Source organism: Variovorax flavidus, assembly GCF_030317145.1.
GTDB classification, from domain to species: domain Bacteria; phylum Pseudomonadota; class Gammaproteobacteria; order Burkholderiales; family Burkholderiaceae_C; genus Variovorax; species Variovorax flavidus.
In genome coordinates this window covers 1,753,787-1,776,848 of record NZ_JASZYE010000001.1, presented here as the reverse complement: position 1 = coordinate 1,776,848, position 23,062 = coordinate 1,753,787, and the positions used below count along the sequence as shown (strand labels likewise).

The 23,062-nt window shown below is 62.9% G+C and carries 24 protein-coding genes; 13 read left to right on the top strand and 11 right to left on the bottom strand.

Going from position 1 to position 23,062, the window contains the following annotated elements; genetic code table 11:
- Positions 1-2 precede the first annotated feature (2 nt).
- Together QTH90_RS08620 and QTH90_RS08615 are read right to left on the bottom strand one after the other, a co-directional pair.
- Positions 3-1,466: an aldehyde dehydrogenase family protein gene (locus QTH90_RS08620; RefSeq protein WP_286664049.1), complete on the bottom strand. Its 1,464-nt coding sequence runs from the start codon at positions 1,464-1,466 to the stop codon at positions 3-5.
- Entirely contained in the window at positions 1,463-1,834 is a 372-nt protein-coding gene (locus tag QTH90_RS08615) for a cupin domain-containing protein (RefSeq protein ID WP_286664048.1), read from the bottom strand. The genes QTH90_RS08620 and QTH90_RS08615 overlap by 4 nt, the downstream gene beginning before the upstream one ends.
- 120 nt (positions 1,835-1,954) lie before the next feature.
- Here QTH90_RS08615 and QTH90_RS08610 point away from each other — a divergent pair, with 120 nt between their 5' ends.
- Genes QTH90_RS08610 through QTH90_RS08600 form a run of 3 tightly spaced genes read left to right on the top strand, consistent with a single transcriptional unit; the run spans position 1,955 to position 4,204 of the window.
- Positions 1,955-2,908 (top strand): LysR substrate-binding domain-containing protein, encoded by a 954-nt coding sequence (locus QTH90_RS08610; RefSeq protein WP_286664047.1) that lies wholly within the window; start codon positions 1,955-1,957, stop codon positions 2,906-2,908.
- Complete coding sequence (locus QTH90_RS08605) at positions 2,898-3,206, top strand: acylphosphatase (protein WP_286664046.1); 309 nt, start codon at positions 2,898-2,900, stop codon at positions 3,204-3,206. The genes QTH90_RS08610 and QTH90_RS08605 overlap by 11 nt, the downstream gene beginning before the upstream one ends.
- A 47-nt stretch (positions 3,207-3,253) precedes the next feature.
- Positions 3,254-4,204, top strand: a complete 951-nt coding sequence (locus QTH90_RS08600) for an AEC family transporter (RefSeq protein WP_286664045.1) — start codon at positions 3,254-3,256, stop codon at positions 4,202-4,204.
- Here QTH90_RS08600 and pdxH read toward each other — a convergent pair whose 3' ends face one another.
- On the bottom strand, positions 4,205-4,855 hold the full coding sequence (gene pdxH, locus QTH90_RS08595; protein WP_286664044.1) for a pyridoxamine 5'-phosphate oxidase: 651 nt from the start codon (positions 4,853-4,855) through the stop codon (positions 4,205-4,207).
- Between the two features lie 41 nt (positions 4,856-4,896).
- Between pdxH and QTH90_RS08590 the strand changes: the two genes are divergently transcribed.
- Entirely contained in the window at positions 4,897-5,472 is a 576-nt protein-coding gene (locus QTH90_RS08590; protein ID WP_286664043.1) for a nucleotidyltransferase family protein, read from the top strand.
- Here the strand turns inward: QTH90_RS08590 and QTH90_RS08585 are convergent.
- Positions 5,459-5,995, bottom strand: a complete 537-nt coding sequence (locus tag QTH90_RS08585) for a superoxide dismutase family protein (RefSeq protein WP_286664042.1) — start codon at positions 5,993-5,995, stop codon at positions 5,459-5,461. The two genes, QTH90_RS08590 and QTH90_RS08585, sit on opposite strands and share 14 nt — an antisense overlap.
- Before the next feature lie 2 nt (positions 5,996-5,997).
- The gene (locus tag QTH90_RS08580) at positions 5,998-6,666 is read right to left on the bottom strand and encodes a gamma-glutamylcyclotransferase (RefSeq protein WP_286664506.1); all 669 of its coding nucleotides are present in this window, start codon (positions 6,664-6,666) and stop codon (positions 5,998-6,000) included.
- A 117-nt stretch (positions 6,667-6,783) separates the two neighbouring features.
- Here QTH90_RS08580 and QTH90_RS08575 point away from each other — a divergent pair, with 117 nt between their 5' ends.
- The 7 genes from QTH90_RS08575 (at position 6,784) to QTH90_RS08545 (ending at position 15,815) form a co-directional block, all read left to right on the top strand.
- Entirely contained in the window at positions 6,784-7,323 is a 540-nt protein-coding gene (locus QTH90_RS08575) for an OmpA family protein (protein ID WP_286664041.1), read from the top strand.
- Between the two features lie 120 nt (positions 7,324-7,443).
- A complete protein-coding gene (gene edd, locus QTH90_RS08570) occupies positions 7,444-9,282 on the top strand; it encodes a phosphogluconate dehydratase (protein ID WP_286664040.1) in 1,839 nt (612 codons plus the stop codon).
- The gene (gene eda / locus QTH90_RS08565) at positions 9,273-9,914 is read left to right on the top strand and encodes a bifunctional 4-hydroxy-2-oxoglutarate aldolase/2-dehydro-3-deoxy-phosphogluconate aldolase (protein ID WP_286664039.1); all 642 of its coding nucleotides are present in this window, start codon (positions 9,273-9,275) and stop codon (positions 9,912-9,914) included. The genes edd and eda overlap by 10 nt, the downstream gene beginning before the upstream one ends.
- A gap of 399 nt (positions 9,915-10,313) precedes the next feature.
- Entirely contained in the window at positions 10,314-11,021 is a 708-nt protein-coding gene (locus QTH90_RS08560; RefSeq protein WP_286664038.1) for a DUF5343 domain-containing protein, read from the top strand.
- A gap of 4 nt (positions 11,022-11,025) precedes the next feature.
- Positions 11,026-11,544, top strand: coding sequence for a hypothetical protein (locus QTH90_RS08555; RefSeq protein ID WP_286664037.1), 519 nt, complete (start codon positions 11,026-11,028; stop codon positions 11,542-11,544).
- 57 nt (positions 11,545-11,601) lie between these two features.
- A complete protein-coding gene (locus QTH90_RS08550; RefSeq protein WP_286664036.1) occupies positions 11,602-14,484 on the top strand; it encodes a class I SAM-dependent DNA methyltransferase in 2,883 nt (960 codons plus the stop codon).
- A gap of 20 nt (positions 14,485-14,504) precedes the next feature.
- Complete coding sequence (locus QTH90_RS08545; RefSeq protein ID WP_286664035.1) at positions 14,505-15,815, top strand: HEPN domain-containing protein; 1,311 nt, start codon at positions 14,505-14,507, stop codon at positions 15,813-15,815.
- 7 nt (positions 15,816-15,822) lie between these two features.
- On the opposite strand, the gene QTH90_RS08540 is transcribed toward QTH90_RS08545, so the two are convergent.
- The gene (locus QTH90_RS08540) at positions 15,823-16,098 is read right to left on the bottom strand and encodes a hypothetical protein (RefSeq protein WP_286664034.1); all 276 of its coding nucleotides are present in this window, start codon (positions 16,096-16,098) and stop codon (positions 15,823-15,825) included.
- A 15-nt stretch (positions 16,099-16,113) separates the two neighbouring features.
- On the bottom strand, positions 16,114-16,866 hold the full coding sequence (locus tag QTH90_RS08535; RefSeq protein WP_286664033.1) for a hypothetical protein: 753 nt from the start codon (positions 16,864-16,866) through the stop codon (positions 16,114-16,116).
- A gap of 506 nt (positions 16,867-17,372) precedes the next feature.
- Between QTH90_RS08535 and QTH90_RS08530 the strand changes: the two genes are divergently transcribed.
- Positions 17,373-17,927 (top strand): hypothetical protein, encoded by a 555-nt coding sequence (locus tag QTH90_RS08530; RefSeq protein ID WP_286664032.1) that lies wholly within the window; start codon positions 17,373-17,375, stop codon positions 17,925-17,927.
- A 35-nt stretch (positions 17,928-17,962) separates the two neighbouring features.
- Here QTH90_RS08530 and QTH90_RS08525 read toward each other — a convergent pair whose 3' ends face one another.
- Together QTH90_RS08525 and QTH90_RS08520 are read right to left on the bottom strand one after the other, a co-directional pair.
- Positions 17,963-18,220, bottom strand: coding sequence for a hypothetical protein (locus tag QTH90_RS08525; RefSeq protein ID WP_286664031.1), 258 nt, complete (start codon positions 18,218-18,220; stop codon positions 17,963-17,965).
- Complete coding sequence (locus tag QTH90_RS08520; protein ID WP_286664030.1) at positions 18,217-18,690, bottom strand: hypothetical protein; 474 nt, start codon at positions 18,688-18,690, stop codon at positions 18,217-18,219. Before QTH90_RS08520 ends, QTH90_RS08525 begins: the two co-directional genes overlap by 4 nt.
- 272 nt (positions 18,691-18,962) lie before the next feature.
- Between QTH90_RS08520 and QTH90_RS08515 the strand changes: the two genes are divergently transcribed.
- Positions 18,963-19,325, top strand: a complete 363-nt coding sequence (locus QTH90_RS08515) for a hypothetical protein (RefSeq protein WP_286664029.1) — start codon at positions 18,963-18,965, stop codon at positions 19,323-19,325.
- A gap of 666 nt (positions 19,326-19,991) precedes the next feature.
- On the opposite strand, the gene QTH90_RS08510 is transcribed toward QTH90_RS08515, so the two are convergent.
- Both QTH90_RS08510 and QTH90_RS08505 read right to left on the bottom strand, forming a co-directional pair.
- Entirely contained in the window at positions 19,992-21,851 is a 1,860-nt protein-coding gene (locus QTH90_RS08510; RefSeq protein WP_286664028.1) for a primase-helicase family protein, read from the bottom strand.
- Positions 21,848-23,056 (bottom strand): DNA-primase RepB domain-containing protein, encoded by a 1,209-nt coding sequence (locus tag QTH90_RS08505; RefSeq protein WP_286664027.1) that lies wholly within the window; start codon positions 23,054-23,056, stop codon positions 21,848-21,850. The genes QTH90_RS08510 and QTH90_RS08505 overlap by 4 nt, the downstream gene beginning before the upstream one ends.
- Positions 23,057-23,062: the final 6 nt, after the last annotated feature.

The following is a 23,062-nucleotide window of genomic DNA, read 5'->3' as shown; positions in this document are numbered from 1 at the left end:
GATCAGGCCAGCAGGGTGACCATGCGTTCTTCGCTCATCTCGCGGATTGCGTAGTGCGGGCCTTCGCGGCCGAAGCCGCTGTCCTTGGAGCCGCCATAGGGCATGAGGTCCACGCGCGAGCTGGAGGTCTCGTTGATGTGCACGCCGCCGACTTCGAGCCGCCGTGCGGCGCGGATCGCGTCGTCGAGGCGGTTGGTGAACACGCCGGTGGCCAGGCCGTAGGGCGTGGAATTGACACGATCGATCGCGTCCTCGAGCTTGTCGAAGGGCACGATGCACATGACGGGGCCGAACACCTCCTGGCAGCCCAGGGGCGTGGCCGGGTCGATGTTCGCGAGCAAGGTGGGCGGCACGACGGCGCCGCGGCGTTCGCCGCCCGCGAGCCTGCGCGCGCCGGATGCCATGGCCTGTCCGATCCAGCTCTCGATGCGCTGGGCCGACGCTTCGGTGATGACGGGACCGACGACCGTGCTCGCATCCGTCGGGTCGCCGTAGGGCAGCGAGGCGACCATCGTGCTCAGCCGCGTTTCCACTTCGTGCGCGATGGCGCTGTGCACCAGCAGCACCTGGACCGAGGTGCACACCTGGCCTGCCTTGCGGTAGCCCGCGTTGACGATCTTCGGCAGCGCTGCGTCGAGGTCGGCATCGTCGCAGACCACGCAGTGCGCGATCGAGCCCAGTTCCATCTGCGTGCGGCGCAGTCCCGCGCGCTGCTGGATCGCACGGCCTGCCTCGGTGCTGCCCGTGAATGCGTAGAAGCGGACCTCCGGCTCGTCCAGCAGCCACTGCGCGACTTCGGGTCCGCCATGCAGCACCGACACCAGTCCGGCAGGAAGTCCGGCAGCCTGCAGCACTTCGGCCATGACGCACGCCGTCATCGGCGTGTGCAGTGAAGGCTTCAGCACCACGGCGTTGCCCGCGGCGAGGGCCGGCGCCACCTTGTGCGCAACCGTGTTGAGCGGCGCGTTGAAAGGCGTGATGGCGCACACGACGCCGAGCGGCACGCGCAAGGTGAACCCGATGCGACCCGCCTGGCCGGGTGCGCCTTCCATCGGCACGAGCTCGCCGCTGAAGCGCCGCGCCTCCTCGGCCGACAGGCGGAAGGTGATGACGCAACGCCGCAGCTCGCCGGCAGCGTCGTGGCGCGTGAAGCCGGCCTCGGCCTGCATGATCGCGATGAGTTCGTCGCCGCGTTGCTCCAGCAACGTTGCGGCGCGCTCGAGGATGGCGCCACGCGTGTTGCCATCGAGCGTACTGCCCTTGAATGCCGCTTGCGCCGCTGCGACGCATTCGGCGACCTGCGTGCGCGACGGCACGTGCGCCGCCCCCCAAGGCTGCATGCGGTACTTGTCCAGCACCGGCGCCGTGTCCGTGCCCTCGACCCATCGGCCGCCAATGAACAGGCGGCACTGGCGCAGGGCTGCTTCATCTGCCGCGCCGAGCGCGGCTCTGGCCGTCGCGCTCACAGTGGCGCCTCGTTGTCTTCGACCGGCGTGGTGACCACGAGGAAGACCAGAGGGGTGAGACCCGTGTTGGTGAAGCTGTGGCGCACGCCGGGCGGCACGAACACATAGTCGTGCCGCCGCATCACGCGACGCTCGTCATCGAGCGTGAGAAGGCCTTCACCTTCGAGCACGTGATAGACCTGCTCCTGCACCTTGTGCACGTGCTCGGCCACATGGGCCATCGGCTGATAGCAGGAGATGCGGTGATCGATGTGGCGCGAACCGCAGGTCTCGGGGCGGACCAGCGCCTTGGACAGCGCACCACCGAAATGGCCGGGAAATTCTTGCCAGGGAATGTCCGCGATGTTGCGAACGAAGGAGGTCGTCATGCTTGTCTCTCGTAGGTGTGCGGCGGATTCTAGGAACGACGCCTCCAGAGGGAAAATACCGTTTTCGGAGAGGAGCTATATGCGGAACATATAGCCCTTTCACCGCCTTTCGGCCTCTGCATGGACCTTCGTCAACTCCGCTACTTCGCCTGCATCGTCGAGAGCGGCAGCTTCGCCAAGGCGTCGCGGCAACTCTTCATCGCGCAGCCCGCGCTCAGCCAGCAGCTCGCCAAGCTCGAGGACGAGGTGGGCAAGCCGCTGCTGAATCGTTCATCCAAGGGCGTCACGCCGACCGACAACGGGCTGGCGCTGTACCACCATGCGCGATTCATGCTGCGGCAGCTCGACCAGGCGCTGTCGATCGCGCGGCAGGAGTCCGGTGAAGTGCGCGGCATGGTCTCGGTCGGTCTGCCGGCGACGACCGTCTCGGCCATCGGCCTTCCGCTGGTGCGCCGCATCCGCGAGCGCTACCCGAGCATCCTGCTCAACGTGGTGGAGGGCATGAGCGGCCACCTCGGCCAGATGATGCGGCTCGGCCAGCTCGATCTGGCCGTGCTCTTCAGCAGCGACGTGGTGCCGGACCTCAGCGCCATCGCCTTGCTGGAGGAGGAACTCTTCGTCATGCTGCCGCGCGAAAGTCCGCTCGTGCCAAAGCGACGCACGAGCCTCACGATCGCCGAGACAGCGCGGCTGCCGATGATTCTTCCCACTGGCACGCATGGTTTGCGGCGGCGCATTGCCGCAGAGTTCGAACAGCGGAATCTCATCGCGCAGGTGGTCGCGGAGATCGATTCGCTGTCCCTGCTGATGAGCTGCGTGCATGACGGAATGGGTGCGACGATCAAGCCGATGTCGGCGTTGCAGCTCGAAGGCGAGCGGGGGAGGGACTGGCGTGCGCTGTCGATTTCCGATGCCCGCATCACGCGCCGCAACTACCTCTACTCGATCGAGCCCGGCATGCTGTCGCCCGCAGCCGCCGCCGTGGCAGGCGAACTGCGCGACACGGCACGACGGCTGGTCGAATCCGGCGAATGGCGGGGTGTGGAGCTCCTGGAGGTCGCCCATGCGTCCTGATGAGAACGACGGGTCGATGGAAAGCCGCCTGGCGCGGCTCCGCGGCATCGTGCAAGGGGTCGGTTTCCGGGAAGCCTGCGTTCGCCAGGCGCGTGCGCTGGGGATCACGGGCTGGGTTCGCAACCGGTCGGACGGTTCGGTCGAAGTGATGGTGCAGGGGTCGCCGGAGCAACTCGCGGAAATGTGTGCCTGGCTGCGCAACGGTGTGCCGTCGGCGGTGGTCGACAGCCTCGAGGTGAACTCGCTGCGGTCGCCGGTCGATCGCCTCGACCAGTTCGAACGCCTGCCCACCGTGTAGGCGTGGCGGCGCCGCGGTCGAGGGGCGCGCCATGTATCCTCGCCGCGGTGAATTCATCCGTACTTTCTTCGCTCCTGCCTGTCGTCCTGCTCATTGCCGCGGGTTATGTTGCAGGGCGGCGCGGATGGGTCGGCGGCAAGGCGGTAAGGGACCTGTCGAACCTGATCTTCCTGCTGCTCGCACCTGCTCTCCTGTTCCGGTCGATGAGCACGGTGCATGTCGAGCAACTGAGCCTCCGGCCGGTCGCGGCCTACTTCATCGGTGCGGGGCTGATCTTTGCGGCCACGCTGCTGTGGCGCGGCTTCAACCGGACGGCGGCAGTGCTCGCGCTGGCCAACACTTACAGCAATACCGTGATGATCGGTATCGCGCTGATAGGTCTGGCCTACGGGCCCGAAGGCACGATCGTGCTGCTCACGCTGATCTCGCTGCATTCGCTGGTGCTCCTGACCAGCGCGACCGTCATCCTTGAGCTGGCGGTGGCGCACGAGCACGCGTCGACGAGCGGGGAGGAGCGCCGGTCGATGCTGCGCACCGTGGGCAGGGCGCTCTACAACGCCATCATTCATCCGGTGCCGCTGCCGATCATCGCGGGCCTTCTGTTCGCGCAGACCGGCCTGCAGATGCCGGAGGCCATCGACAAGCCGATCGCCTTGCTCGGCGGCGCCTTCAGTCCGGTGGCGCTGGTCATGGTCGGCATCACGCTCGCGTTGACGCCGGTCGGTGCCCATTGGCGCGGTGCGCTGGTGCAGGCGCTGGTCAAGAACGTCGTGCATCCGCTGCTGGTGGCAGGCATCGGCCTCGCCCTGGGCTTGCGCGGGCTGCCGCTCACGGTGATGGTCGTGGCCGCGGCGCTGCCGATCGGCGCCAATGTGTTCCTGTTCTCGCAGCGTTACCGCACGGCGGAAGAACTGGTGACTGCGAGCGTGGTGGTGTCGACCGGGCTGGCGCTTGTCACCCTGTCTGCGGTGATGGCGCTCGCCAATCGATTCCTGTAGTCAGGGCGCGAGCCGTTCGCGGACCCATGCGCCGTCTTCCTGGCGATAGCGAAGGCGGTCGTGCAACCGGCTCTTGCGGCCCTGCCAGAATTCCCAGCGATCGGGTACGAGCCGGAAGCCGCCCCAATGCGGCGGACGCGGCGGCGAGAGCAGATGCCGCGCGGCCTGCACGGCAGCGTTCTTCACCAGCACGTCGCGGCCGCTGATCACTTCGCTCTGCGGACTGGCCCAGGCGCCGATGCGCGAGTCGAGCGGCCGGCTGGCGAAGTAGGCGTCGCTTTCGGCGTCGCTGACCTTCTCGACGCGGCCCTCGATGCGCACCACACGCTCCAGCTCGACCCAGTGGAACTGGAGCGCGGCCCACGGATTGCCCGCCAGGTCCTGGCCCTTGCGGCTTTGGTAGTTGGTGTACCAGACGATGCCGCGGGCGTCGTAGCCCTTGATCAGCACGATGCGGGTGGAAGGGCGAAGGTCGCCACCGACGGTGGCCAGCGTCATCGCGTTGGGCTCGGGGACCTGCGCGTCGATGGCCTCGGCGAGCCAGCGCTCGAATTGCTGCATCGGGTCGCCTGCGCTGCTGGTTTCGTCAAGCTCGGCTCGCTCGTAGCTCTTGCGGAGGGCGGCCAGCGATTCGTTGGGGGAACTCGTCATGGCGCCATTGTTGCGCAAGCGAAGCGGGGATACTGCGCGCCATGAGCACCGCGTCCAAGTCTTCGTCGCCCATCGTCATCGTGCTCGCCTCGGGTCGGGGCGAGCGTTTCACGGCCGCAGGGGGTATCGGCCACAAGCTGCAAGCGCCGTTGGCAGGCTCCACGGTGCTGGCGCACACGCTGGCTGCGGTTCGCGCAAGCGGCTTGCCGTGGCATCTGGAGGATGTGGGCCATCCGGGCATGGGCGATTCCATCGCCGCTGCCGTGCGTGCCACCGCCAATGCCGGGGGCTGGCTCATTCTTCCGGCGGATCTGCCTCTGGTGCAGCCGGCCACCTTGCAGGCCGTTGCGCGGGTGCTGGCGGGCCCGGCGCAAGCGGCGCAGCCGCACTATCGCGGCGGGCGGGGCCATCCCGTCGGCTTTGCGGCCAACTGCGGGCCGCAACTGGCCGCGCTGTCCGGCAATCAGGGGGCGGCGCCGATCCTGCGGGCGCTGAGGGATGCGCAGCAGGTGGTCGAAGTCGAGGTCGACGATGTCGGCATCGTGACCGACATCGACACCCCCGAGGAACTCGCGCGCGCCGAAGCGCTGATGCTGGAGCGCCTCAGCCGCGCGTGATCACCGCGCAAGCGATGCGCGGGCCGGAGTTGCCGGCGGGCTGCGTGGTGAAGTCGTCGCGGTCACGGTGCACCACCAGCGCCCGGCCGACGACGTTGTTGTTGGCGCCCTCGGTCAACGAGATGGAATGCACGTCGACGCTGAAGCGCGCGACGCCGCTCGAGTCGGCGACCAGGCTGGGCAGTTCGCCCGCATGGCTGCCCGGCGCGGCGAACTTGCCGTGCGTGCCGCCGCCAGGATTGAAGTGGCCGCCCGAGGCGTTGCCGTTGTCGCCGCAATCACCCTTTTCGTGGATGTGGAAGCCGTGTTCCGTGCCCGGCGCAAAGCCGCGTACCTCGCCCTCGACGCGCACGCCGTGGTCCAGTGGCCTGAAGGTCACCTTGCCCATGGTCGGGTTCGGCGAAATCGCAGCAGTCGGCGCCAGATTGGCCGTGGCGCCCGCGCCGGTTCCCATGGTGCCGCAGGCGGCGAGAACGCTGGCCGCGAAGAGGACTGCCGCAGTGGCAACGAAGCGACGGGACATGGCTACTCCTTGGATGTGGATTCGGGGTTGGATGGGAATGAAGAAGGGTATACCGAAGCGTGGGGCATTTCGCTGTCGGCCTGCGCCGACACCCGCGCTTCCACGAGCTTGACGAGCCGTGAGAGCGCCGCGTCGTGGATGGCGTGGCGCCGGAGTTCGAGCAAGGTCTGCTGCGCGTAGTCCAGCGAACTGCCGTAGCGGCCGACCGCGCTCTCGAAGATCTGGCGATAGCGCTCGTCGCTCAGTTCGCCGGTGAAATTCGGGCTTCTCCGTGACAGCGTGAAGGCCAGCGCACGCACGGTCGAATGCGGGGTCATGCATTCGAGCCACTTGGGGTCGTAGACGCCGGTGGGCATTTCGCGCAGCCAGAGGCGGCCGAGGGTTTCGAGACCGTCCGCCGCGGGCACGCGAAAGACCATGCCCCGGCAGCTGCCCCCCGACAGCAGCCCGAACACCAGCCCGGGGTTCTCGACCGTGCCGCGGTTGACCCGGCTCCACATCTTGAGCGCGCGGTGCCAGCCATGCACGCGGGCCGGATGCCGTTCGACGAAACCGAAGTCCGGCCGCCAGATCAGGGAGCCGTAGCCGAAAAGCCAGAGATCCTCGTGCCCGCCCCACTCGTCGATCACCCGGTCGAGCATCGGCTTGGGATCTCGCAGGGGCTTGGGCAGCGGGTCCAGGCCCGGCGGGCCGGGGTCGCCCGTGGCCGAAGGGGCGACGCCTACAATTTGGCGGTCATGGTTCACCGCACCATTATTTACCGACCCCTCAACTACGGAGACCCCCCCATGTCCGCCACCGTCGATGACGAGAGTCAACAGAACTTCATCCTCGCCTTCCTCCTCGGCTTGATCGCTCTGGTGATCTTCTTCGTGATCGGAATCGTGCTGTATCACAAGAATCACGTCGCGGGCACGCCAGCCCAGCCGGTGGTTGCGGCAGCCGCGCCGATCACCGTGGCGGTCGTGACGGAAACCGTCACGGTCGTGATTCCCGACGGCGCGAGCATCCGCGTCGTGGGCGGTGTCGTCAATTTCTACTTCGCCACCGCGAGCGCCGACCTGGCGCCTGGCGCTGCCGAGGCGCTGGCTGCAGTGATCAAGGGGGTCGAGAGCGGTCGCAAGGCGGTGGTGTCGGGCTACCATGACACGACCGGCGATGCCGCCGCCAACGAACAACTCGCCAAGAAGCGCGCCGAAACGGTGCGCGACGTGTTGAACGGACTCGGCGTTCCGGCTGACAAGGTCGAGTTGCAGAAGCCGGCCGTGGCCACCGGTACGGGCACCAACGCCGAAGCCCGCCGGGTCGAAGTCAAGCTGGTGGACTGATTCCACATTGCGCGCGAGAGTGAAAAAGCCCGGTCTGACCGGGCTTTTTCATTTCGACTTGCTACCATGCACTTCCGAGCCGCCGCCGCATGGTGGCTTTCCGGCCGAGCGACCCATCCCATGACTACACACCCCACAGTCCGCGATGTCACCGAGCGCATCCGCGAGCGCAGCCGTTCGCTGCGCAGCGCCTATCTCCAGCGCCTGACCGAAACCCGCAACCGCGACCGCGGCTCCGACCGCATGGGCTGCGCCAACGTGGCGCACGCGGTGGCGGGCATCCCGGCGAACGACAAATTCAGGGTGGTGAGCGAGCGCGCCCCCAATATCGGCGTCGTCACCGCCTACAACGACATGCTCTCGGCCCACGCGCCGTACCAGGGCTATCCGGACATCGTCAAGCACGAGGCTCGCCGCCTCGGCGCCACCGCGCAGGTGGCCGGCGGCGTGCCTGCCATGTGCGACGGCGTCACGCAGGGCACGCCGGGCATGGAACTGAGCCTCTTCAGCCGCGACGTGATCGCGATGAGCACTGCTGTGGCGCTCACGCACGACATGTTCGACGCTGCCTTGCTGCTCGGCGTGTGCGACAAGATCGTGCCGGGCTTGCTCATCGGCGCGCTGCACTTTGGTCATTTGCCGACCGTCTTCGTGCCCGCCGGGCCGATGCCTTCGGGCTTGTCGAACAGCGCCAAATCCAAGGTGCGCGAGCAGGCGGCGCAGGGCCTCGTGGGCCGCCAGGGCCTGCTCGATGCGGAAATGCAGGCCTACCACGGGCAGGGCACCTGCACCTTCTACGGCACGGCGAACAGCAATCAGATGCTGCTCGAGGCCATGGGCCTGCACGTGCCGGGCACGGCATTCATCCAGCCTGGCGATTCGATGCGCGAGGCGCTCACGCGCGAAGCGGTGCGTACCGTGCTGGGTCGCGCCGCCGACAAGGACTTTCCGGTGCCGCCGATCGGCGAAATGGTCGACGAGCGCGTCATCGTCAATGCCATGGCCGCGCTGCTGGCGACGGGCGGGTCGACGAATCACCTGATCCACTGGGTCGCCGTCGCACGCGCCGCAGGCATCCTGATCGACTGGAATGATTTTTCCGAGTTGTCGGAGGTGGTGCCGCTGCTGACACGCGTCTATCCGAACGGCAGCGCCGACGTCAACGAATTCCAGGCCGCGGGCGGACCGGGCTTCGTGATCGGCGAACTGCTCGGCGCCGGGCTGATGCATGGCGACGTGCTCACTGTGCGCGCCGGCGGCATTCGCGAATTCGCAAACATCCCCAGCTTGACGGGAGCCCCCTCCGACGAACACGTGCTCAAGTGGCATGCCGCCGCGCCGTCGAAGAACGATGCCGTTGCGCGGCCGGTGTCGACGCCTTTCAGCGCCACTGGTGGCCTGAAGCTGCTGAGCGGAAACCTCGGGCGCAGCGTGATCAAGGTGTCCTCGGTGCCGGACGACCGGCATGTGATCGAGGCACCGGCCCGCGTGTTCGAGTCGCAGGCGGCGTTGCAGCAGGCTTTCAACGCCGGCGAACTGGAGCGCGACGTGGTCTGCGTCGTGCGATGGCAAGGCCCGCAGGCCAATGGCATGCCCGAACTGCACAAGCTCACGCCGCCGCTTTCCGTGCTGCAAGGCAAGGGCTTCCGCGTGGCACTGGTCACCGATGGCCGCATGAGCGGCGCCTCGGGCAAGGTGCCGGCCGCGATCCATGTCTCACCCGAAGCCGCCGCTGGCGGACCACTCGCCAAAGTGCGCGACGGCGACCTGATCCGTCTCGACTCCATCGCCGGCACACTCACCGTGCTGCTGCCGGACGACGAATGGGCCGCTCGCGAGACCGCGACGCTGCCCGACGAACTGCGTACCGCCAACGGTCACGGCCTTGGCCGCGACCTGTTTGCCGGCATGCGCCGAAATGCATTGACCGCCGAAGAAGGAGCCTGCACATGGCTGTGACAAATTCAATCTCCGCGCTCGACGTGATGCGCGACGCCCCGGTCATTCCGGTCATCGTGCTGCACGACGTCAAGGATGCGGTGCCACTGGCGCGCGCCTTGGTCGCGGGCGGCATCCGCATGCTCGAAGTCACGCTGCGTACGCGCGAGGCGCTCGAATGCATCGAAGCCATTGCCAAGGAAGTGCCGGAAGCCGTGGCAGGCGCGGGCACGATCCGGAGCGCCGCCGATGCGCAGGCCTCGGCGCTGGCCGGTGCGAAGTTCGGTGTCAGTCCGGGCTACACGCGCGCCGTCGGCAAGGCATGCCATGACCTCGGCTTGCCTCTGTTGCCGGGTGTGGCGACGGGCAGCGAAATCATGATGGCCCAGGAAGACGGTCTGACCGAACTCAAGTTCTTTCCGGCCGTGCAGGCTGGCGGCCTCGCGATGCTCAAGGCATGGCAAGGGCCGTTCGGCGACGTGAAGTTCTGTCCGACGGGCGGCATCCATGCTGGCAATGCGCACGAGTTCCTGGCGCTGTCCAACGTCGCCTGCGTGGGCGGCTCGTGGATCGTTCCCACTGACGCCATCGCCGCGGGCGATTGGGCGCGCATCGAGGCGCTCGCGCGAGAGGCGAGCCAGCTTGCACGATGAGCGAGGTACTTGACGGCAGCGACCTCAAGGTCATTGCCTTCGACATCTTCGGTACAAAAGTCGAAATCGGGCGGCAAGCCGCGCCGCGCCTACCTTTCGCCATTTTCCCTTGTGTCGTTCCCGGACCGTTTCCCCGGTTTTGCGCTAGCTGAAGGTAGCACTTGCTAGCTCAAGCTGCAGGCCGCCGATGAAGACTGCTGCTGCGGCAGCGGCAACATACGGGCCTGCCCGCGCCCTCGGTATCCGGCCCTGGCATCAGCCTAACGCGACGGCAGTCCGGCGCCGGTGTGGTTTATTCGGCAGATTGCCAACAAATCGTACGAAATGAGTGAGCCAATGGCCTTCGTCTTGTAACAACTGTCTACGATTGCCCGATCTATAGCAAGACGGAGACGAGGAATGGCAATCGAGAAGGCGACCACATACCCAAAAATTAGTAAGCGAATCTGGGTGCTCTTGCGCGCACGGTTCGCCAAGGCGATGCCGACCGCCGTTGGGCCCGACTACGTCACTTCGACAAGCGATATGACTGACGCGTCAGCTCGTTCAAACGTCCTCAGCCCACTTCGTGACCTCGGCATCCTCGACAAAGACAACAAGCCGACGGACCTTGCTGAGCGCTGGCGACACGACGATGAGTATGCAGCCGTGTGCAAAGAGATTCGCGCGGCCACCTATCCGCAGGCTTTGATTGAAGCCTATCCGGAAGGCGATGCTTCTCAGAAAGAAGGAATCAAGAAGTGGTTCATGAAGAACAGCAAGGTTGGCGAAACGGCAGGAAAGATGTTTGCCGACACCTACATGCTGCTGAGTCAAGGCGATCTCTCGACGCCTGAAGGAGACGCGAAGGCCGCGCCAGCCGCGAGAAGCACAAAGGCGTCAACGCCGTCTGCTAAGAAGGCTTCAGCAAAAGCCAGCGCTGCCGTGCAACCGGCACCAACTGCGCCGGCACAGGAACACGGACCTGCTACAGCCCAGCACGGCTTTCGCAAGCTGCCGTCTGTCCATATAGACGTGCAAGTGCACATTAGCCCAGACACAACCCCTGAGCAGATCGATCGCATTTTTGCGAGCATGTCCAAGCACTTAGGTTCATACATCGGCTGAAGTGATGGAACGCCACACAGCAGCGGAGACGCTCGGTCTGGCCGCTGAGTTGCAGCGGCTCGTGCACGAGGAGATCAAGCCGCCGTCTGCCACTGCGCCCTCGTACGAAGAGCCCGTAATCTATATGGCCTTGGTGAAAGGTACGCGCGGCTACATTGAACGCGTCGCCCACCAGATAAACGGTTGCTATCAGAGCGGCTGGTACGACGCGTCCTCGGTGATGATCCGGCGCCTCATCGAGACACTCATCATTGAGTGCTACGAGACCTACAAGATCGAGAACAGCATCAAAGACAAGGATGGCAACTACCTTTTCTTGAAGGACCTGATCGACAAGGCTCTGACTGAGCAAGCTTGGACCATCGGGCGCAGCGCCAGACTGGTTTTGCCGAAGCTCAAGGAGGTTGGCGATAAGGCAGCCCACAACCGGCGATACAACGCGTTCCGGCAGGACATCGACAAGATCAGTCCTGCCCTACGCGACGTGGTGCAGGAGTTGTTGTCTATAGCGCGCCTCAACTAGAGCGGCATCGGCTAGCTCTCTGGCTGCTTAAAGCTGATACGCACAACAAAAATTCGAATGACCCCCGCCCAATTCATCGCCCGCTGGCAATCAAACAAGCTCACCGAACGCGCCGGGGCTCAAGCCCACTTTGATGATTTATGCGAACTGCTTGGCGTCGAAAAGCCGCGCGACGCCGACAACTACTGCTTCGAGCGCGGTGCCAAGAAGTCCGGGGGCGGCGATGGTTGGGCCGATGTGTGGAAGCGCGGCCACTTCGCGTGGGAGAACAAGAAGCCAGGCCGCGACCTCGACAAAGCGCTCAAACAACTGACCGACTACTCGCTGCAACTTGAAAGCCCGCCGCTGTTGGTGGTGTGCGACCGCGAGCACATCATCATCCACACCGCCTTTACTGGCTACCCGGACGAACCGCGCGAGATCCGCATCGAAGATCTGGTGGATGACGGCAACCGACAAATGCTCAAGTGGGTGTTCACCGACCCGTTGAAGCTTCGACCCGAAAAATCCACCGCTGCCGTCACCGAAGAAGCCGCCCAGCGTTATGCCGGCCTGGCCGAAGCCATGCGCCAACGTGGGCAAGACAGCAATCAGGTGGCGCACTTCCTGGTTCAGTGCTTGTTCAGCATGTTCGCCGAAGACGAGGGGCTATTGCCTGAGAAGATTTTTACCCGCCTGCTCACCGCCGCCAAAAGCGACGTAGCGAAGGCCACCGATCGCATCACGAAGCTGTTCAAGGCCATGCGGGAACCAAAAGGTGAGTATGGCGACGACGACATCGAATGGTTCAACGGCGGCCTGTTCAAGCAGATTGCCGTTCCTACGCTGACCGCCACCGACCTAGAAAGGCTACGCGCCGCTTCCGCCGACATGGATTGGCGCGCGATTGACCCCACCATCTTTGGCACGCTGTTCGAGCGCGGTCTGGGCACCAAGCGCGCCGCCCTTGGCGCGCATTACACCGACACGGGCACGATAGCAAAGCTGGTGGAGCCGCTGGTGCGTGACCCGTTGCTGCTTGAGTGGCAAGCCGTCCGCGAAAAGATCGCCAAGGTCGCGCCGAAGTTCGGCATGGTGAAAACGCGCGGCAACAAGTTCCGCGCAAACGAACCACTGCAACAGGGCCAAGCGCTTTATCAAGGCTTTCTGCTGCGCCTCGCCGACTTTCGCGTGCTCGACCCCGCATGCGGCAGCGGCAACTTTCTATATCTGGCGCTCAAGGCGCTGCGCGACGTAGAAAAGCGCGCGCAAATCGAGGCGCAGGAACTGGGCCTGCAAGCCGAGGTCAGCTTGCAAACCGGGCCGCACAACATCTTGGGTCTGGAGATCAACGGGTTCGCGGCGGAACTGGCGCGAGTCACGGTGTGGATTGGCGACATCCAGTGGTGCCGGCAGAACGGCTGGGCGCACAGCCTGAACCCGATTCTGAAGCCGCTGGACGGCATCGAACACCGAGACGCGTTGTTGGATGGGGACGGAACCGAAGCCGCATGGCCGCGGGCCGATGCAGTTGTGGGCAACCCGCCGTTCATTGGCGATAAGAGGATGCGCGGCGAGTTGGGCGGTGACTATGTGGAAACGCTGCGGAAGGCCTATGCGGACCGCGTGCCCGGTGGAGCCGATTTTGTCTGCTATTGGTTCGAGAAAGCGCGAGCGCAGATAGAAGCGGGCCAGTTGCAAGCGGCGGGCCTGGTTTCTACGAACTCTATACGAGGCGGTGCGAACCGCACGGTGCTAGAACGAATTGTGGAAACCTCACGCATCTTTCTTGCGTGGAGCGACGAGCCATGGGTGAACGATGGCGCGGCAGTTAGGGTTTCGATGGTGGGCTTCGGCGAGGGGCAGGCCGCGAAGCTCGACAACGTTGTAGTTCCCGCTATCCATGCAGACCTGACGGCGGACATCGACATCACGATGGCGGGAAGCATCGCGGACAACCTCAACAGGTCATTTCAAGGCGTCACGCCGCGTGCTGAAATCAAGAAGAAGCGCCGTCTGGAACTTGGGCTGCCCTGCGCCTCGTTCAATCTCGATGGGGACGAAGCCAGAATAATCCTGCGCGAACCAGCCAACGCCAACAGCGAGCCGATGTCCGCTGTGGTGCGCCCATACTGTGTTGCGGACGAGATTACGACGCGACCACTTGACCGCTTCATCGTCAATTTTGGCGTTCGGGAAAAACTTGATGCCTCCCTTTTCGAGCGGCCGTTTGCGGCCTTAGAAAATGTGCGACTGAACCGCGCTCGAATGGAAGATGCGCAGGGCTATCCTTGGTGGCAGTTGTGGCGGCCTCGACCTGACATGTTCGCGGCGCTCAAGGGACTTTCGCGGTACATCTCGATTCCGCGCCACGCCAAGCACTACCTCTGTGCCTGGACAAACATGGCGGTCGTTCCCGGTGATGCGCTGGTCGTCGTGGCGCGAGATGACGACACTTCTATCGGGATTCTTCAGTCGCGCATTCACGAAGTTTGGGCATTGCGTTCGGGTTCGTCACTGGAAGACCGACCCCGCTACACGCCCACCACCTGCTTTGAGACCTTTCCGTTTCCCGAAGGCTTGTCGCCCAACATCCCTGCGGCGGAATACGCAGCCGACCAAAACGCGAGGGCGATCGCAACAGCAGCGCAAGGGCTCATCAAGCTGCGCGACCACTACCTCAGCCCGCCCGAGTGGACCGATTGGGCAATCACTCCCGAAGAGCAATCAGCCGGGTTCCCCAAGCGTCCTGTTGCCAAGCCGGGCCATGAAGCCGATCTGAAAAGGCGCACTCTCACCAACCTCTACAACGCGCGCCCAGCGTGGTTGACGTTGGCGCACGAAGAGTTGGACAAAGCTGTCGCCGCTGCCTACGGCTGGAACGACTACACCCCGCAATGGTCGGACGAGGACATCCTGCGCCGCCTGCTGGCGCTGAACCAGCAGCGCAGTAACCCTTAGCGCGCACCGCCTATCAGCGAATGACGCCGAAGCAATCTCGCACGATTCAGCACGCGCTCGATCGTCTGTATGGAACTAAGTCTTGGATGTCGATGGACGTGGAGACCGTCCGACGACTCGATTTCCAGAAAATCCTTGCGAGGGAGTTTCAGGTTCGACCCGATAACGGCCGGATGCTGCTGACCGACTCAGGACTATCTCATTTCAAGAGCCTTGTCTCTACTATTGACGCTGCGAATCTGTTTGGCGCGAGGGCAGATTATTCGGACGTGTGGACAGCATGCAAGAACGTGCTTCAGGAGCTTATCCAACACGACCAGCAGCCAGAGACAGCGGATGAGTTCGTTCAGCTCGTTCGAGAGCAAGTTCAGGGCAGCATTCGCCAAAGAGGTTTCGTAGTCTCCATGTATGGTGTTCAACTCACCGGCCTGGATACGTTCGAGGTCGGTCGATTTAGTTTGGTGCGGCCTAGCGAAAAGGTACTGGAAGACCAAGGCATCCTCGACCGGCGCGGGAGTCTTCCAACGCTCATGGACCAAATGGGCCGCCAACAATTGTGGTTCTTGGGCACGGTAGAGGGCACTGAGCGAGTCGCCCGCAGAGAGTTCTTTGACCATGCTCGTCTCACTGCCGGTCTATTTGCCATCTTGGCAGCATCGTCCTACGAGGGCGGTGCCGAAGCCTTCAGGATAGGCGCGGTCGTATCGCCGGAGGAAGCAAGGACCCCGGTGAGTGTCTATCTTTCATGGGCCTCCGGAGAGGATGGCCTAGGCTTCGGAAGGCAGATGAGGAAGGGACAAGACTACGAAGTCACTTCGTCCTTCGCCACCGAAAGTGAGCCTGTTGCCGGCTACTGCCGGCTTCGCGACATTCTTCAAAAGAAACATAGAACTCCCCTTGAGGCAGCAGTCGTTCGTGCCGTATTTTGGTTCGCTGACGCGCATAGGGACTCATCTGAAGTCATGCGGTTGGTCAAATACTGGAGTTGCATCGAAGGATTCTTCTCTGCCGGCGAGGACATTACTCGATCAGTTTCGATCGGAACGGCCGCTGTGCTCACATTCGGCCCACTGGGCATGATCTCCAAGGATGAGTATTTGGAAACCCGCGCACGCCTAGTGGCCTTGTACGGGAAGCGATCCCGGGCAGTCCACCGGGCGATGCATGACCACGTGGATTCAACAGACTTGCAAAACCTCAGTCAGTGGGTCGCGTGGCTTCTTCTGAGCATGGCGGAGATGACCGAGTCGTACACGGATTCCAAGCATATCCTGGCACATAGCTTTTCACTTGACCAGGAGTTGGACCGGGATTCGCACGGGAACTCTTGACTGGACATCACCGCTGCGCAGCCAGCCGCCGATAGGTGCGTGGCGGCTTGCGCGTCTTCGGTAGTGCCCAGCGGACCAGGACCAATTCGATGAGCTTGCGGCGGTTGTCAGAGTTGTCGGGCCATCCAGCCCGCCGCAACAGGTCTGGCAGCTTCTCAGCTATCTCCGTGGCGATGGCGTCCAGCTCCGGCCAATCTTCAACGTAGCGGCCCGTCATGATCGCATCGACCATGATTTCGCGCTCCTCTTTGCTGAAGGGCTTGCGCAGGAGGGTGATGGTCATGTTCTGCGCCTGCCCTCAACGATCAAAAGAACGCGGGTTCGTCGGCGTCAGGTCTTTGTCTTTCCAGCCGAGCCGAGCCATAGCGGACTCCGTCTCCTCTTTCACCATCGTATCGTTGCGCATGCCGATGCCGTCTCCTGCCGCCGCGATGTGTGCCAGTGCGAAGCCGTCCACCTCAGCGCGCTTGCGGAATGCCGCGCGGGCGTCTTCTGTCCAGACATTGCTGTCCCAAGGCGGGATCAAGGGCGTCCGCGCGACTGCCGCTTCGGCGGCGTCCATGCCAGCCGTCTTCGCGATCCGCGCGGCGGCGGCATTCTGCGTTGCGAGGTCGCGAAGCATCATGTCCTTCGTGTAGGTGCTGAAGGTGCCAAGGACATCGGTGCCTGGAAGGCCGGAGCCTTGGATTGGCTGATGGTTGGGACTGAGGCTTTCGGGATAGTCAGCGCCATGCGGCGCGGCCTTGCGGTTGGCGATGGAGGCTTTCACCTCATCCCGGACCATTTCGAGGGATGCGAGCATGGCCCTCAGAAATTCCTTGTTCGCTAGAAGCCGATTGGCGATTTCCTGCGCTGCAGGATCGTTGCCGGTGTGGGCGTCGAGGAGGTCGCCAATCATCGTCGCCGCATCCATGCCGCGACGCACAGCACGGGAGATGCGCCGGGCGTCAATGCGGCGGCTGGCGATGCCTGCGGTTGAGGGCTTGATGCCCAACGCTTGCGTCTTGCCGACGATAGATGGCGTCACCTGGTCTCTTACGAACTTGGGCATGAGAATTTCCCTTTCGGTGTAGTCGGGAAATTTTGCGAGCGCGCGAATGTACGCGAGTGTTCGAAATTGGACCTTCCACTTTCGGACGAGAGACGTACACCGGCCGTCGTCGGAAACCAACGCTTTCGGCACCAGGCTTTTGCGCCGGCAAGGCCCAACCCGATCCGGATACATAGCGGCAACACAGCAGATCAATGATCGGGGCTGTTCTCTTAGCGAGTCCACCCGACCCTACAGTCGTCCTGTGATCACGCCGCATCCGGCTTTTCACGCAATCCGTCGATCAACTTCCAGCGCCCGCCGAACGTTGCGCCGCCCCGTGCTGGCGCGCGACGAGACGCTCGAGGCGGCTAAGCTCGCCTCAAGCGCCGCGAACTAAAGAAGCGGTGCACCGAATTAGCGCAACGGATGCGCTCGAACTGAACGCGTGGTTTCCGAACTACAGCCTTCTCCCAACAAAGCTACAGTTGGCGGATGCCAAGCCGGCATGGAGCGAGGACAAACCCATGATTCCAATCTTTGAGCAGGTCTCGGGCAAAGGCCAGGGACTCGGTCACGAAGACTTCAAGAGGCGATTCAAAGAAATCTGCGAAGAGCACTTGCGGGAGAAGCGCGCTCGCATTTTCGCGTTCGTGTTTTACGACATGACTCACGACACCGTTCGTGAGGCGCTGAAAGGGGCAGAGGGGTTTCGCCGCCTTGATGAGACGTCGGGCAAGGACGTCTCGCTTTTCTATTTGCATGACCGCGCAGTTGAGAAGTATTGGAACGACTTCAACGAGAGGTTCCTCAAAGCGCTCAAGATCAAAGGTCAAGCGGAACCGCCGTGCATGGTGGTCTTCAAGTTCGAGGGCGGCAATTTTGCGGATGGCATGATCTTCCCGCTCGACTACGAGAACAAGGATGCGGTCACTGTCGCGAACGACATGGTGCACTTCCTGAGGTCGGCTATTGAGGTCATTAACAAGGAAGGCGATGTGTCGGCACTGGCTGCGCTGCCGGGAGCAGCGATGAAGCTCATTGGCCTCTCCAAGTTCGCAGACTACCTGGCTCGGATGTAGCTGTGGCTGAACTCGATGTCGAACCCGCTGAGGCATCAGGTGCCGCGGGGGCCAAGCACCGCCTCGCGCTGCAGCGGCGGCGGCGTTGACGCCTCGCCGCATGGCATGGCGGCTTGGTCCGCGTAGAACCCTGCCACGCCGCGAGACGCTCTGGCCTTGAACGCCTCTTGCGTCATCTGCGTCGGCCGCGAACCCGGTACGCCGTAGAAGGAATTGAGCGAATGCACGCGGACGAGTCTGTCGCTGCGATCCGCCTCCAGGACATTGAGCCGTGCCAGCAGGTTTGTCCTCATGCTTCAGCCTCGCCGCTCTGGCGGTATGGGGTTGGCGCGGCGGTGTCCGGTGGAGGCGCAGCATCCACGCTCACCGGCGCTCGCTTCTCGAACGCCTGTCGGACCTCCGCGACGGTTTCCACGGCCTCCCCGCGTGCCGCGCGTTCCAAGGCCCCTAGGCGGTTTTCGAACTCGGTGAACTCGATGATCTTCGCAATGTTGGAGAGGGCGCCAATCATCGTCGCGCCCTGAGCCGGGGTGATCTCGCCGCCCGCAATGGCCGCGAACACTGCCGTCCCCTTCTCACCTAGCGGCGCGTCCTTTGGGACATCGACGTTGACTAACGGGTCTTCGCTCTTGAGCGGCGGCAACCAGCGGTCCATGATGATGCGCAAAAGCGCAGGCTCTTTCGTGTCGATCGCTAGGCGAACGAGGCGCTTGAGAAACTCTTTGGGGTCGTCACCTGTCTCTGCCTTGATGGCTTCGAGCATCAGGCTCTGGGTGGTCCTGCCGCGAGTTTTCGCTGGCTGGTTTTCTGATGAGAAGGATGTGCGCGTTAGGCCGCCCATGTTTCCGTGCCAATGCCGAGTGTGTGCCGAGATGCGGCAAATCTACGGCAGAACACTAGGACAGTCCGTTCACTTGCGATTTGGCAATCAGATCATTGGCGCGGCCCGGCTCGCTGACCGTCCCCCTCCGGAGGAATCGACCCCCTGGGCGCGCCGATGAAATCCATAATCGACGAAGCCTCAACACGATAGCCATGAAAACTCCCAAACAAGCCTTGGTTGCAAACGAAATGCCGCACTACAAGCTCAGACGGCTGGAGATCCAAGGCGCGCGAGACGCACAGAAGAAGGCAGGGAAGGAAGACGCCGACCGCGCCAGCGTCAACGCGATGCTCAATGCGCTTCCCACAACCATGTCCTTCCTTCCAAAGGATGTTCTCCCAGGGTCCGCCATCCTCATACATATCGAGTCGCACCGCGACGGCAGGCTAGTGGTCTATCAAACGAATGTGGAAGACGGAATGAATTTCAACCGGACTCCCTGTGCCAGCATGCCCGAAGCCCTGGCGTTGGCTGCTTCCCTTATGGACCCCGAAATCACGTACATCGGTTGCTAGGCACGCCAAGTTGGGCGCGCGAACCGCCATTGATCAGCGCGACCGGACGCGAACCAGCTACGGGGTGATTTCTCCGTCAGCCAGCCTACCCCTTGGCCGATCGCATTCGACATGTCCTAGGTGTGTTCTCACGTGTCCTCGACACCTGCTCGTACGCTGCCTGCATTCAGGGCCGCACTTCGCATCGATCCGGCCAACACTCGCCACACCAATCAACGTCTCTGCCTAAGAGGTCGATCAGGACCGCACCTCATTTGGGAAAGTCATCGCGAGCTAGCGGGCGTTGGCCTGTTTCCCCTGCGGCGTTACGGGTTGCAATGCCGCGCTTTGCCGCCCCCGCAGCTTGCCGCCCCAGCCGGGAGGGCGGGAGCATTGGCGGTATCAGCAAACCCCAGCCGTTATTGGCCACTCCCGGCACTCCCGGCACTCCCGGCACAAAAGAAGGAAACGGGGAGGAGGCGAAAAAAAGAAACGGCGCGCGGCAGGAGTTTTATTTTTTCGTGCGCGCCCGCGCGATTTTGATCCGGCGGCGGGAGGCGGCGGGAGGAGGCGCGAAACCCACTGACTGCTGGGGCTCCCGCCTGCTCCCGCCAGCCTCCCGCCTCCCGCCTCGATGGTTCGGGCGTGTGTGTTTTAGTGTCCGAAACCAGCATCATCACGCCCCTACTACAGCCCCTGCGATTTTTTCGCGGCGGCATCGTCGGGAAATTCCTCCCGCTCAATGTGCGGCGGCGCGCGGTCGGTCGCCTCGCCTTCAGCCTCCTCCACGCGAACTTTCATCACCCTCTCGAATGAAGAACGAGACTCGCTCCACGCTGTTACCAGCCACCGGCGCGGCTTACCCTCCGGCTTGTCCTCGCCCCAGCCGAGTGTTTCCCTGATGAACTTGGTGAAGTCGTTTATGGCGACTGGTCGCTTTCGGTTCGTGTTGCACCATGCCACGAAACCCCGGTGTAGATCGCCCTTGTTAGCTGTCGCGCCGTCCTCGGTCCACGTCAAGGTCTGTCGGTCTACGGAGACTAGACCATCATTGATGGGCAACTCACCAATCATCAAGCATTCATAGATGAACTGTGCCTCTGGCTTCAGGCTACCAAGGCGCTGTTGCTTCAGGCCTTCGGTTTCTGGAGGCTTGCGAACGTTGAAGCCCGCCAAGTTGATCATCGTCAGGTATGTGAAGAAGTGCCTAAGCCCAAGCGACTCCTGCCCCGGCTCATGCATCTTCTTGCCCTCACCATAGAGCTGGTCACCGATAGCTTTGAAGTAGTCGGTGTTCTGCATCTTGGCATCGCCACAAATCAGCGCGAACAGGCGGCGAACGTCTTTGGAGGCAGGGAAATTCCACGTCTTGTTGCTGGTCGAGATCAACCGCAGGTATGACCTGATGAACAACAGCCCCAGGCCCTTCGGTTCGATGGTCAGGGTGTCTGAAGTTATCAAGTCTTGCAATGCCCCCTCTGCCTGTGGATCTCCAGCCCAAAATGCTTCCTCGGATGCTGCCAGCAACGAATAGCCCAAGTGTTCGTTGAACTTCCCCAACAGTTGCGACCCCTGGGCCAGCTTGACTGCGTGATTGCCAAGTAGGGATTGCAGGGCCACCGACAGTGTGCTCTTGCCAACGCCTTGTTTTCCACTTATGGACACAGCTACGCCCGGTTTGTCTTCTGGCTTCTGCACCATGTGAGCGCACCATCGAATGAGATACTTGAACTGCGCTCTGTTTCGCTGGCAGACGTTCTCCCAGATGTGGATTAGCAGACGCCTGCAACCGCTTCGTGCCTGGTGGAAGGTGCATTTCTCAATCGGCTCTACTGCCCACCCGGACCAAAGATTCAACACGCCTCCGCTGGTGCTGCCCTTCTTGGTTGGGCTGAATTCGACGCCCCTGAACCTGTTTCGCTCTGGGTGCGAAGCCCACACATGGGACAGGGGAGCCATCTTGACGGTCCCACCTTGCTCTACCGGCACGACATCGCCTGCCAAATAGGCATGGAAGGCATCCGGCAACCAGAACTCATATCCCTTCTTGGACTTGACCGAGATGCGTGACTTACCGCCATAGACCACGGTCGCGAACTCCTTGTTGAGCCTGCCGATGCCGGGGCCAGCAGGCTTCTTGACCTTCAGCTCTGACCTTTTGTGTTCCTTCGCCCACTGCTTCGCGTGATTCTTGGCGGCTGCCTTGAGGGCGGTAAGGCTCTTGGTCTCGCTCTTCACGCGAGCCCAAATTCTGGCGTGCGTTTCGGAATCGCCAATCAACAATCTGAACTGCTCAAGGACGTACTCGGTAAACAGCGCACCAGTATCGCCATCAACCGTCTTGCTCAGTGCCTCCTCGATGGCCTGAATGTCTGCTGTGTTCGCCCTGTCGGCCTTGCGGAGTGCGAGGATGGAGTCCACCCCGGCCCTGACCTCATTGACGGGTTGCTCCAGCGCCTTCGCGGCGTTCTCAATCTCTTGGGCGCGCTCATCTTCTGGGAGATCAGCGATTGATTCGTAGACCTCCGTGTCGTCGCGCGTACTCATGCTGCAACCTCCGGGCGCGCGGCCCGTGCCCGCTCCTTCAGGCCTGCCAAATAGGTCGCTCGCGCCTCCTCTTGCTCGCGCTCGATGGCTGCGGCGTAGGCGAGTTCATCGAGCGTCAGCGGGTTGGCGTTGGCCTCCTCCAGCTTTCCCAAGATCGCAGGCAGGACAACGAAGTCGACGAAGGTCGCCCAAGTGCGCTTGTTGACCTTGCGGCAGGTGTCGTGAGAACAGCCGAACACGAACTCATGCTCAGCGCCTGGGATCGGCCCACGGAAGTAGGCCCCATACGTGTCGCCGTTACCGTGCTCATCGCCCCAGGAGCATTGGATTCGGTACTTGCCACTACCATTCATCAAGACTTGGCCGCCTGCGCCTTCACCGCACTTGGCATTGGAGAGGACGATCGTGGCGACTTCAAGTTGGCGCTGCTCAATGCTTCGTTCGCCAAGCTCCGCTGCTGTTGGCGTTCGCGGCGGCGCAGGCTCCGGGATGGCGAACCCGAACGCCGAAGCTATCGAGTCCATCGAATAGCGGCGGCTGTAGTCCGCAGTCACCAACGCAACTTCGTGCCCATACTTGCCTGGGTACTTCAGCCCGCCGCCGTCCTCAGGCTTATGGCGCTTGTTGTTGATGCCTGCTGGCATGCGCCCATACCGCGAGACATCCCGGATCGTCCAGTCACCTCCACGCTCAGACAGGACTTGATGGACGAAGGCCACCAGGAAGTTTTTGAACCGTCGCATGTTCGGTTCTGGGGCGTCGAAGAAATACCAAAGCTGGTGATTGCCTGGGGAGGTTTCGACAACGACTGTCGGCGGCAGGATGCGCGACAAGTAATCGACGCTCAGCCCACCCTTCGATCCTGACCCGTCGCCAATATCGTCCACCATCAAGGCCAGGCCGTGCCCAAAGGAAGCCTCTCCACGCCAGTAGCGCATCTGATCTTCCTTGCCTGGGCGCGGGTCTTGCGTCTTGATGGACGATGAGATGCAGGCATAGCAGTTGTTGGAGGTCTGGATTGAGTCGCGTCCTGGCCGATGGGGCCTCGGCCACCATCCGCTGTGCAGCTTCTTACCCTCCGTGTCCTGTTGGGTAGTGGCCTCTGATGCATAGCCGACCATGACGCGTTCGTGGTCGGGAATCCCACGGCCAAGCTCGGCCAGGAATTGCTCAGCGTTCTTGACGCCGTCTTTGTTCGAAGACATCTGATG

Excerpts from the sequence above, each read along its gene's own strand:
- QTH90_RS08605 (WP_286664046.1), top strand. The coding sequence starts at position 2,898 with ATGCGTCCTGATGAGAACGACGGGTCGATGGAAAGCCGCCTGGCGCGG.
- QTH90_RS08520 (WP_286664030.1), bottom strand. The coding sequence starts at position 18,690 with ATGCTCGAAGCCATCAAGGCAGAGACAGGTGACGACCCCAAAGAGTTT.
- pdxH (WP_286664044.1), bottom strand. The coding sequence starts at position 4,855 with ATGACGAGTTCCCCCAACGAATCGCTGGCCGCCCTCCGCAAGAGCTAC.
- QTH90_RS08535 (WP_286664033.1), bottom strand. The coding sequence starts at position 16,866 with ATGCCCAAGTTCGTAAGAGACCAGGTGACGCCATCTATCGTCGGCAAG.
- QTH90_RS08610 (WP_286664047.1), top strand. The coding sequence starts at position 1,955 with ATGGACCTTCGTCAACTCCGCTACTTCGCCTGCATCGTCGAGAGCGGC.
- QTH90_RS08560 (WP_286664038.1), top strand. The coding sequence starts at position 10,314 with ATGGCAATCGAGAAGGCGACCACATACCCAAAAATTAGTAAGCGAATC.
- QTH90_RS08555 (WP_286664037.1), top strand. The coding sequence starts at position 11,026 with ATGGAACGCCACACAGCAGCGGAGACGCTCGGTCTGGCCGCTGAGTTG.
- QTH90_RS08590 (WP_286664043.1), top strand. The coding sequence starts at position 4,897 with ATGAGCACCGCGTCCAAGTCTTCGTCGCCCATCGTCATCGTGCTCGCC.
- QTH90_RS08510 (WP_286664028.1), bottom strand. The coding sequence starts at position 21,851 with ATGAGTACGCGCGACGACACGGAGGTCTACGAATCAATCGCTGATCTC.
- QTH90_RS08530 (WP_286664032.1), top strand. The coding sequence starts at position 17,373 with ATGATTCCAATCTTTGAGCAGGTCTCGGGCAAAGGCCAGGGACTCGGT.
- QTH90_RS08615 (WP_286664048.1), bottom strand. The coding sequence starts at position 1,834 with ATGACGACCTCCTTCGTTCGCAACATCGCGGACATTCCCTGGCAAGAA.
- QTH90_RS08550 (WP_286664036.1), top strand. The coding sequence starts at position 11,602 with ATGACCCCCGCCCAATTCATCGCCCGCTGGCAATCAAACAAGCTCACC.
- QTH90_RS08545 (WP_286664035.1), top strand. The coding sequence starts at position 14,505 with ATGACGCCGAAGCAATCTCGCACGATTCAGCACGCGCTCGATCGTCTG.
- QTH90_RS08525 (WP_286664031.1), bottom strand. The coding sequence starts at position 18,220 with ATGAGGACAAACCTGCTGGCACGGCTCAATGTCCTGGAGGCGGATCGC.
- QTH90_RS08575 (WP_286664041.1), top strand. The coding sequence starts at position 6,784 with ATGTCCGCCACCGTCGATGACGAGAGTCAACAGAACTTCATCCTCGCC.
- QTH90_RS08585 (WP_286664042.1), bottom strand. The coding sequence starts at position 5,995 with ATGTCCCGTCGCTTCGTTGCCACTGCGGCAGTCCTCTTCGCGGCCAGC.
- QTH90_RS08540 (WP_286664034.1), bottom strand. The coding sequence starts at position 16,098 with ATGACCATCACCCTCCTGCGCAAGCCCTTCAGCAAAGAGGAGCGCGAA.
- eda (WP_286664039.1), top strand. The coding sequence starts at position 9,273 with ATGGCTGTGACAAATTCAATCTCCGCGCTCGACGTGATGCGCGACGCC.
- QTH90_RS08505 (WP_286664027.1), bottom strand. The coding sequence starts at position 23,056 with ATGTCTTCGAACAAAGACGGCGTCAAGAACGCTGAGCAATTCCTGGCC.
- QTH90_RS08515 (WP_286664029.1), top strand. The coding sequence starts at position 18,963 with ATGAAAACTCCCAAACAAGCCTTGGTTGCAAACGAAATGCCGCACTAC.
- edd (WP_286664040.1), top strand. The coding sequence starts at position 7,444 with ATGACTACACACCCCACAGTCCGCGATGTCACCGAGCGCATCCGCGAG.